Annotated in this window: 9 protein-coding genes; 6 read left to right on the top strand and 3 right to left on the bottom strand. The window is 63.2% G+C overall.

What is annotated here, in order from left to right:
- The 3 genes from tuf to ACP15R_RS27150 all read right to left on the bottom strand — a co-directional run.
- A partial coding sequence (tuf, locus tag ACP15R_RS27160; protein WP_424988952.1) for an elongation factor Tu occupies window positions 1-1,148 on the bottom strand: 1,148 nt, incomplete at its 3' end.
- 114 nt (window positions 1,149-1,262) lie between these two features.
- On the bottom strand, window positions 1,263-1,835 hold the full coding sequence (locus ACP15R_RS27155; RefSeq protein ID WP_424988951.1) for a hypothetical protein: 573 nt from the start codon (window positions 1,833-1,835) through the stop codon (window positions 1,263-1,265).
- 128 nt (window positions 1,836-1,963) lie between these two features.
- Window positions 1,964-4,312, bottom strand: coding sequence for a DNA topoisomerase IV subunit A (locus tag ACP15R_RS27150; RefSeq protein ID WP_424988950.1), 2,349 nt, complete (start codon window positions 4,310-4,312; stop codon window positions 1,964-1,966).
- A gap of 198 nt (window positions 4,313-4,510) precedes the next feature.
- On the opposite strand from ACP15R_RS27150, the gene ACP15R_RS27145 reads away from it, so the two are divergent.
- The 6 genes from ACP15R_RS27145 to ACP15R_RS27120 all read left to right on the top strand — a co-directional run.
- A complete protein-coding gene (locus ACP15R_RS27145; protein WP_424988949.1) occupies window positions 4,511-5,128 on the top strand; it encodes an SH3 domain-containing protein in 618 nt (205 codons plus the stop codon).
- Between the two features lie 84 nt (window positions 5,129-5,212).
- Entirely contained in the window at window positions 5,213-6,040 is an 828-nt protein-coding gene (locus ACP15R_RS27140; protein ID WP_424988948.1) for an SDR family NAD(P)-dependent oxidoreductase, read from the top strand.
- Between the two features lie 69 nt (window positions 6,041-6,109).
- Window positions 6,110-6,313, top strand: a complete 204-nt coding sequence (locus ACP15R_RS27135; RefSeq protein ID WP_424988947.1) for a twin transmembrane helix small protein — start codon at window positions 6,110-6,112, stop codon at window positions 6,311-6,313.
- A 4-nt stretch (window positions 6,314-6,317) separates the two neighbouring features.
- Complete coding sequence (locus tag ACP15R_RS27130; protein WP_424988946.1) at window positions 6,318-6,890, top strand: cob(I)yrinic acid a,c-diamide adenosyltransferase; 573 nt, start codon at window positions 6,318-6,320, stop codon at window positions 6,888-6,890.
- Window positions 6,891-7,069: 179 nt separating this feature from the next.
- The gene (locus ACP15R_RS27125) at window positions 7,070-7,828 is read left to right on the top strand and encodes an electron transfer flavoprotein subunit beta/FixA family protein (protein ID WP_424985798.1); all 759 of its coding nucleotides are present in this window, start codon (window positions 7,070-7,072) and stop codon (window positions 7,826-7,828) included.
- A partial coding sequence (locus tag ACP15R_RS27120) for an electron transfer flavoprotein subunit alpha/FixB family protein (protein ID WP_424988677.1) occupies window positions 7,828-8,732 on the top strand: 905 nt, incomplete at its 3' end. The genes ACP15R_RS27125 and ACP15R_RS27120, both read left to right, overlap by 1 nt.

The raw sequence follows: 8,732 nt of genomic DNA, 5'->3' as shown, positions 1-8,732 counted from the left end.
GCGCCGACGGTGCGGCCGCCTTCGCGGATGGCGAAGCGGAGGCCTTGTTCCATGGCGATCGGCGCGATCAGTTCGACGCCAAAGGACACGTTGTCGCCCGGCATCACCATCTCGGTGCCTTCGGCCAGCGTCACGGTGCCGGTCACGTCCGTCGTGCGGAAGTAGAACTGCGGACGGTAGTTCGCGAAGAACGGCGTGTGACGGCCACCCTCTTCCTTGGTCAGGATATAGGCTTCGGCTTCGAACTTGGTGTGCGGCGTCACCGAACCCGGCTTGCAGAGAACCTGGCCACGCTCGACACCTTCACGGTCAACACCGCGCAGCAGCGCGCCGATGTTGTCGCCCGCTTCGCCGCGATCCAGCAGCTTGCGGAACATTTCAACACCCGTGCAGGTGGTTTTCTTGGTGTCGCGGATGCCGACGATCTCGATTTCGTCGCCAACGTTGATCACGCCACGCTCGACACGGCCGGTCACAACCGTACCACGGCCCGAGATCGAGAACACGTCTTCGATCGGCATCAGGAACGGCTGGTCAACCGCACGCTCGGGCGTGTCGATATAGTCGTCAACAGCCGCCATCAGCTCCTTGATCTTCTCTTCGCCGATTTCCGGCTTGTTGCCTTCCATCGCCGCCAGAGCAGAACCCGCGATGATCGGGATATCGTCGCCCGGATAGTCGTAGGAGCTCAGCAGTTCGCGGATCTCCATTTCCACCAGCTCGAGCAGCTCTTCGTCGTCAACCTGGTCGACCTTGTTCATGAACACGACCATCTTCGGGATGCCAACCTGGCGGCCCAGCAGGATGTGCTCGCGGGTCTGCGGCATCGGGCCGTCAGCGGCGTTCACAACCAGGATCGCGCCGTCCATCTGCGCCGCACCGGTGATCATGTTCTTCACATAGTCCGCGTGGCCGGGGCAGTCCACATGCGCATAGTGGCGGTTCTCGGTCTCGTATTCCACGTGCGCGGTCGAGATGGTGATCCCGCGGGCCTTCTCTTCCGGCGCGCCGTCGATCTGGTCATAGGCCTTGAAGTCACCGAAATACTTGGTGATTGCCGCGGTCAGCGTCGTCTTGCCGTGGTCAACGTGGCCAATCGTGCCGATGTTGACGTGCGGCTTGTTACGCTCAAACTTTTCCTTTGCCATTCTCGGGCGCCTTTTTTGAATTGGGGGGCCGGAACCGGCCCGAATTTACGTCGATTGCGGGCGCGACATATGAGGTTCAGGACGGAAAATCAAGCCTGACCTGCGCGCCTGCGATTACTCGGTCACGGGGGTGACGGGGGCCGGGGTTTCCGGGCGCTTGTCAAACCAGCCATCTTCGGCGTGGCGTTCGGCCAGCCAGTCGCCCAGCAAGTCGAGCGCATTGGCGGTCAGCCCGTCCATCTGCTCCTGCTTGGTGCGCTCGCGGCCCGAGCCCTTGAAGAAGGTGGCGGTGGTCGAATCCTCGACCACGGTGATCTGGTGAACCTTGTCATTCAGCTTCTTGCCGGCCTGGTCGTCCCAGACGGTGACGTTGATCACCAGCATCGAGCGCGGGTTGTAGATAAAGCCTTCGGGGGCAAGCATGTACCCTTCGACGCTGATGCCGAAATGATAGACCTGATCGCCGTCAAAACCGCCGAAACGCGCCTGCACCGCGTCGCGGATGGTGGTTTCCCATTCCTCCGCCGTGGCATCGCGCGAAATCGGACCCTGGCGCATCTTGGAAGCCACCACGACGTTGTGGCCAAGCTTGAATTCGCCCAGCGAGTCGGGGGTGCGGTCCTGCGGACCCGTGTTGCAGGCCGCCAGCAGGGCCAGCCCGGCCAGCAATGTCAGAATGCGGATCATGGTGCTCTCTCGTCAGCCTCGTGTGCCAGAGCAGATAGACCAGCCGGACCAAGGGTGCAAACGCAACCGTGGCGGACTGCCGCCAATGTGATCCCTCTGGCCCTGCCCCGCCCCGATCGCATCGCGCCCTAGCCGAACCGGTTGTTGCGCGGGAACCCATAGGGCGGGCGCTTGCCGACCCCTGCCCGCTTGCCCAGCCACTCGGTCAGGTCCGGCTCGTGGCGTGTCTTGCCGCCACCCATTTCCCAGCTCAGCCCCTCGGACCAGTTGAACGTGGTGATGTCGGACAAGCCACCGTCCAGTTCCAGAGCCCCTTGCTTGCCCCGCGCCATGTTGTATTTCTGAAGCCGCACCCCCTTGCCCCGCGCCATCTCGGGGAGGTCTTCGGTGGGAAAGACCAGGAACTTGCCGTTCTGCGACACCACCGCCACGTGGTCGCCCCGCACCGGGCGGCAGATGCTGGCCCGCGCGGCATCGCCGACATTCAGAACCTGCTTGCCGCTGCGGGTCTGTGCGACGACATCGGATTCGGCCACCACAAAGCCGTTGCCCGCCGACGATGCCACCAACAGCTTGCGATCCGGCGCGTATATGAACAGATCGACGATCTCGACCTCGTTCGGCAAATCAACCATCAGCCGCACCGGCTCACCCATCCCGCGACCGCCGGGCAGGTTGGCGGCCGACAGGGTATAAAACCGCCCGTTAGAGCCAAAGACCAGCAACCGGTCGATGGTTTCGGCGTGAAAGATGAAACGCGGCCCATCGCCATCCTTGAACTTGAGCTCGCGATTGAGATCGATATGGCCGGTCATCGCACGGATCCAGCCCATCTGCGAACAGACCACGGTGATCGGTTCGCGATCGATCATTGCCTCGAGCGGCACCTCTTCGATCTCGGCCGACTCCTGCAACAGGGTGCGGCGGGCGCCGCCCTCGTAATCCTTGCCAAAGGTCTTGCGGGTTTCCCGAAGCTGCTCGGCGATCCTGGCCCATTGCAGCCCCGCATCGCCAAGCAGGTCTTCGATCTCGGCCCGTTCTTTCATCAACGCGTCGTATTCGTTGCGCAACTCCATCTCTTCGAGCCGCCGCAAACTGCGCAGACGCATATTCAGGATCGCTTCGACCTGCACTTCCGACAATTCGCCATCGCCGGGCGGCGGCGTCAGATAGTCGCTCTCCGAGGTCGCGCGGCGGAATTCGCGGGACCAATCCTCGCGCATCAGGGCCGATTTCGGATCGTCGTCATAGCGGATGATGTCGATCACCCGGTCCAGGTTGAGGAAGGCGACAATAAAGCCCTCCAGCACCTCGAGCCGGTGGTCGATCTTGGCAAGCCGGTGCCGGCTGCGGCGCAGCAACACCTCTTGGCGGTGATCCAGAAACGCCCGCAGCACCTCTTTGAGAGAACAGACCTTGGGTGTCACCCCGTCGATCAGCACGTTCATGTTGAGGCTGAACCGCACCTCGAGATCCGAGTTGCGATAAAGCATCCCCATCAGCACCTCGGGATCCACGTTCTTGGAGCGCGGTTCGAGAATCATCCGGATGTCATCGGCGCTTTCGTCGCGGATGTCGGCCAGGATGGGGATTTTCTTGGTCTGGATCAGATCGGCGATCTTTTCGATCAGCCGCGATTTCTGCACCTGGTAGGGAATCTCCGTGACCACGATCTGCCACTGGCCACGCCCCAGGTCCTCGACCTCGTACCTGCAACGCAACCGGAACGATCCGCGCCCGGTGCGATAGGCATTGGCGATATTCTCGGGCGGCTCGACGATCACCCCGCCGGTGGGAAAATCCGGCCCCGGCACATAGTTCAGCAGCGTATCGTCGCGGGCCTCGGGCGTCTTGATCAGGTGCAAACAGGCGTCGCACAGTTCGGCGATGTTGTGGGGCGGAATATTTGTCGCCATGCCCACCGCGATCCCGCTTGCGCCATTGGCCAGCAGGTGCGGAAACTGCGCCGGCAGCACCACCGGCTCGGTCAGCGTGCCATCGTAATTGTCGCGAAAATCGACCGCGTCCTCGTTCAGCCCTTCCAGGAGCGCCTCGGCCACGATGGTCATGCGCGCTTCGGTGTATCGCGACGCCGCCGGGTTGTCGCCGTCGATATTGCCGAAATTGCCCTGCCCGTCGACCAGCGGATAGCGCACGTTGAAATCCTGCGCCAAACGCGCCATCGCGTCATAGATCGCGGCGTCGCCATGCGGGTGATAGTTGCCCATCACATCGCCCGAGATCTTGGCGGATTTGCGGAACCCGCCATTGCTCGACAGGCGCAATTCGCGCATCGCATAGAGGATTCGCCGGTGAACCGGCTTGAGCCCGTCGCGCGCATCGGGCAGCGCCCGGTGCATGATCGTCGATAACGCATACGTGAGATAGCGATCGCCAATCGCACGGCGCAGGGGCTCGGCCACTTCGCCAAGTCCGTTTTCGGGCTTCATGTTGGGGTCATCAACCAGGTCATTCATAGATGCTGTGATACGCCGATGATCGGGCCGGGTAAAGCGACCCGTATCGCTTTTGCCCGTCTGCGCCCAATTTCGGCAAAATGACAAAGAAACTGGACTCTTCCCCCTGCAACGAATCGACGCGCCCGCTATGCTCAAAGCGTTGGTCTGGTTTTCGACCGGCATTCTGTTTTGTGATTTTGTACTGGAGGGCGCCCAATGCGCTTGGTTCTTGTTTCCTTCGCCGTCATGGCACTGGTGTTCTACGAATTGAGCGGAGGCTCCGACTTTCAGCCGCCCGAACGCCCCGAGGTGACCAGGACCGCCGCCAGCTCCCGAACCGAACCGGCACCGCGCCCCGCCGGCCGTTCGATCAGCGAACCGATCCGCGTGGCACCCGCAACGCTGGTTGTGCAACCGGCGGTCGTGCAGGCCGCTTTGACCGAAACCGCCACCCGCGCGCCATCGCCGGAATTGCAACAGGTCCGCGCCAGCCTGACCCGGGGGCTGACCCTCGTTTCCGACCAAGGCGCGGCCGATGGCCTGTCGCTGGCATCGCTGGAGCTCGGGGCCTCGGGCCTGCGCCCCGCAGCATCACCCGGCCCCGACACCACCGCAGCCCCAACGCCAAAGGCCGACCTGCGCGAAATCACCGGCACGCGGGTGAACATGCGCGACGGGCCGGGCACCATCTATCCGATCATCACCCGCCTGAATATCGGTCAATCCGTCGAAGTTCTGAGCGAGAGCGGTACCGGCTGGCTGCGCCTGCGCACGATTCCCGGCCGCCAGCTGGGCTGGATCTCCGCATCACTGGTCAGCAAGCGCGCTCCCTGACACGCCGACCCCCTGCGGTCCGGTTGCAGTGGATGGCAACAGCAGGCATAGGTTTCGCCCAAGGATCACCAACGGGCGTCTCTCATGCAGAAATCCATCCTGATTACCGGTTGCTCGTCGGGCATTGGCCTTGACGCCGCGCAAACCCTGCGGGCCCAGGGCTGGCGGGTCTTTGCTGCCTGCCGCCAGCAGGCCGATTGCGACCGGTTGATCGCCCAGGGGTTTGACAGCCCGCGAATCGACTATTGCGACGGCGACAGCATCCGCACCGGCCTGGACGCGGTGCTCGCGGCAACAAACGGCACGCTGGACGCCCTGTTCAACAACGGCGCCCATCAACTCGCCGGATTGGTCGAAGATCTGCCAACCGACGGGCTGCGCGCGATTTTCGAAGCCAACCTGTTCGGCTGGCACGACCTCACGCGGCAGGTGATTCCCGTCATGCGGCGGCAAGGGCACGGGCATATCGTGCAATGCTCGTCCATCCTCGGGCTTGTCGCGATCCCCTGGCGCGGCGCATACACCGCCACCAAACACGCGCTCGAAGGGCTGAGCGACACCATGCGCGTGGAACTGCGCGGCACCGGCATCCGGGTGGTCCTGATCGAACCCGGCCCGATCACCACGCTGTTTCGCGAAAAGGGCATACCCTATTTCGAGAAATACATCGACTGGCGCAATTCCCCCCGGCGATCCGATTACGAAACGCGCCTGCTGCCGCGCCTCTACCACGGCGGCGCGCCCGACATGTTCGAACTGCCCGCCAGCGCCGTCACCGCGAAACTGCTCCGCGCATTGAACAGCAGCTCGCCCAAACCACGGTACTACGTGACCACGGCAACCTATATCGGCGGTTACCTCAACAGGGTGCTGTCAAGCCGTATGGCCGACCGCATCGTGTCGCGCATCTAGAATTAACAGTTCGCTTTTGCGCCTCGGACCGCTATTTCACGGCGCAAGCGACAGAGACTTGGGGACAACATGAGCGACTTTCTTTTTACCGCGATCCTCGTGGCCATGGCCGCGGTGGTGGTCATCCTGATGATCGGCATCGGCGGCTTTGCCAAGGGGGGTGCCTTTAACAAAAAGCACGGAAACAAGATGATGCGCCTGCGAATCATCGCACAATTCGTCGCGGTCGCCCTGATCCTGCTCTTTGTCTGGCTGCGCGGAACCGGAGGCTGACAGAATGGTAGTCCTGAACAAGATTTACACGCGGACCGGCGATGGCGGCGATACCGCGCTTGGCAATGGCGACCGCATCGCCAAACACGCGCTGCGGGTGTCGGCCTATGGTACGTCCGACGAACTCAACAGCTTTGTCGGCGTCGCCCGGCTGCATTCCGAGGGTGATCTCGATACCGCCCTGTCACGCATCCAGAACGACCTCTTCGACCTGGGTGCCGACCTCTGCCGCCCCGACATGGACAAGGATGCCGAGGCCGACTACCCGCCGCTGCGCATGATCGAAGCCCAGGTTGTGCGGCTCGAGGCCGAGATCGACACGATGAACGCCGACCTGAGCCCGCTGCGCAGCTTTATCCTGCCCGGCGGAACCGCGCTGGCGGCGCAACTGCATGTCTGCCGTACCGTGTCGCGCCGCGCCGAGCGATTGGCTGTTGAGCTGGCAACCGCAGAGCCCGTCAACCCGGCCGCGGTCAAATATCTCAACCGGCTGAGCGACTGGTTTTTCGTCGCGGCCCGGGTGGCAAATGGCAACGGGTCGGGCGATGTGCTGTGGGTGCCCGGTGCCAACCGGTGAACCCCGGCTCAGCAACAAAATGACGGCCAGTCCGGCCAGAAAACAAGAAACGCGACGTTCAACTCGCCAAAGGTGACGATTTTACCCTGTTTCCCGCTGCCTCGCACCGCTATCAACTGCGGGAATGCATCGGAACGAGTCGACGAGAGGCCCGGTCCTAACTGAGGAGAGAGACGCATATGAAGGTATTGGTGCCTGTCAAGCGCGTGATTGACTATAACGTCAAGGTTCGAGTGAAGGCGGACGGAAGCGGTGTTGATCTTGCGAATGTCAAGATGTCGATGAACCCGTTTGACGAGATTGCGGTGGAAGAGGCGATCCGTTTGAAGGAAGCGGGCCAGGCGGATGAGATCGTGGCGGTTTCGATCGGTGTCAAGCAGAGCCAGGAGACGCTGCGCACGGCGTTGGCGATGGGGGCGGACCGGGCGATCCTGGTGGTGGCCGCGGATGACGTTCACAGCGATATCGAGCCGCTGGCGGTGGCCAAGATCCTCAAGGCGATCGTGGATGAAGAGCAGCCCGGCCTGGTGCTCTGTGGCAAGCAGGCGATCGACAACGACATGAACGCCACCGGTCAGATGCTGTCGGCGCTGCTGGGCTGGAGCCAGGGCACCTTTGCCTCCGAGCTTGGCATCGATGGCGACAGCGCGGTGGTGACCCGCGAGGTGGATGGCGGCCTGCAGACCATCAAGGTCAGGATGCCGGCGATCATCACCGTGGACCTGCGCCTGAACGAGCCGCGCTATGCCAGCCTGCCCAACATCATGAAGGCCAAGAAAAAGCCGCTGGATGAAAAGACGGCGGCGGATTACGGCGTCGACGTGGCGCCGCGCCTGTCGATCGTCAAGACCGCCGAGCCCGAGGCCCGCGCCGCGGGGATCAAGGTGGGTTCGGTGGACGAGCTGGTTGCGAAACTCAAGGAAGTGGGGGCTGTATAATGGCTGTACTTTTGCTTGCCGAGGTTACGGATGGCGAACTGGCGCTGGACGCGACGGCAAAGGCGGTGACCGCCGCAACCATGCTGGGCGATGTGACCGCGCTGTGCTGTGGCGCCTCAGCCGCCGCCGCGGGTGAGGCCGCCGCGAAGATCGCGGGGGTATCCAGGGTTCTGGTGGCCGAGGATGCCAGCCTGGGCCACCGCCTGGCCGAATCGACGGCAGCGTTGATTGCCAGCTTGGCCGGAGAGTATGAACATATCGTTGCCCCGGCCACGACCGACGCCAAGAACGTGATGCCGCGGGTGGCCGCGCTGTTGGACGTGATGGTGATTTCCGACGTTTCCGGGGTTGTCGACGGCGACACGTTCGAGCGCCCGATCTATGCGGGCAACGCGATCCAGACGGTGAAATCGGGCGATGCGAAAAAGGTCGTGACGATCCGCACCTCGACCTTTGACGCGGCGGGTGACGGCGGGTCGGCCACGGTTGCGACCGTGTCGGCGGCGGCGGATCCGGGCCTGTCGGAATGGGTCGAGGACAAGGTTGCCGAGAGCGATCGCCCCGAGCTGACCTCGGCGGGGGTGGTGGTTTCCGGCGGCCGCGGCGTCGGCTCGCAAGAGGATTTCGCGCTGATCGAGAGCCTCGCCGACAAGCTGGGCGCCGCCGTCGGAGCCTCGCGCGCGGCGGTCGATTCGGGCTATGCGCCGAACGACTGGCAGGTGGGCCAGACCGGCAAGGTCGTCGCCCCCGATCTCTATGTCGCGATCGGCATCTCGGGCGCCATCCAGCACCTCGCCGGCATGAAAGACAGCAAGATCATCGTCGCCATCAACAAGGACGAAGAGGCCCCGATCTTCCAGGTCGCCGATTTCGGCCTCGTCGCCGACCTCTTCACAGCCGTCCC

The organism is Microbulbifer sp. S227A (genome assembly GCF_049800935.1).
This window is presented reverse-complemented; position numbering and strand designations above follow the sequence as displayed.

Bases quoted from the DNA above. Each gene is read 5' to 3' on its own strand.
- ACP15R_RS27155 (WP_424988951.1), bottom strand. From the start codon at position 1,835: ATGATCCGCATTCTGACATTGCTGGCCGGGCTGGCCCTGCTGGCGGCC.
- ACP15R_RS27150 (WP_424988950.1), bottom strand. From the start codon at position 4,312: ATGAATGACCTGGTTGATGACCCCAACATGAAGCCCGAAAACGGACTT.
- ACP15R_RS27140 (WP_424988948.1), top strand. From the start codon at position 5,213: ATGCAGAAATCCATCCTGATTACCGGTTGCTCGTCGGGCATTGGCCTT.
- ACP15R_RS27130 (WP_424988946.1), top strand. From the start codon at position 6,318: ATGGTAGTCCTGAACAAGATTTACACGCGGACCGGCGATGGCGGCGAT.
- ACP15R_RS27125 (WP_424985798.1), top strand. From the start codon at position 7,070: ATGAAGGTATTGGTGCCTGTCAAGCGCGTGATTGACTATAACGTCAAG.
- ACP15R_RS27135 (WP_424988947.1), top strand. From the start codon at position 6,110: ATGAGCGACTTTCTTTTTACCGCGATCCTCGTGGCCATGGCCGCGGTG.
- ACP15R_RS27145 (WP_424988949.1), top strand. From the start codon at position 4,511: ATGCGCTTGGTTCTTGTTTCCTTCGCCGTCATGGCACTGGTGTTCTAC.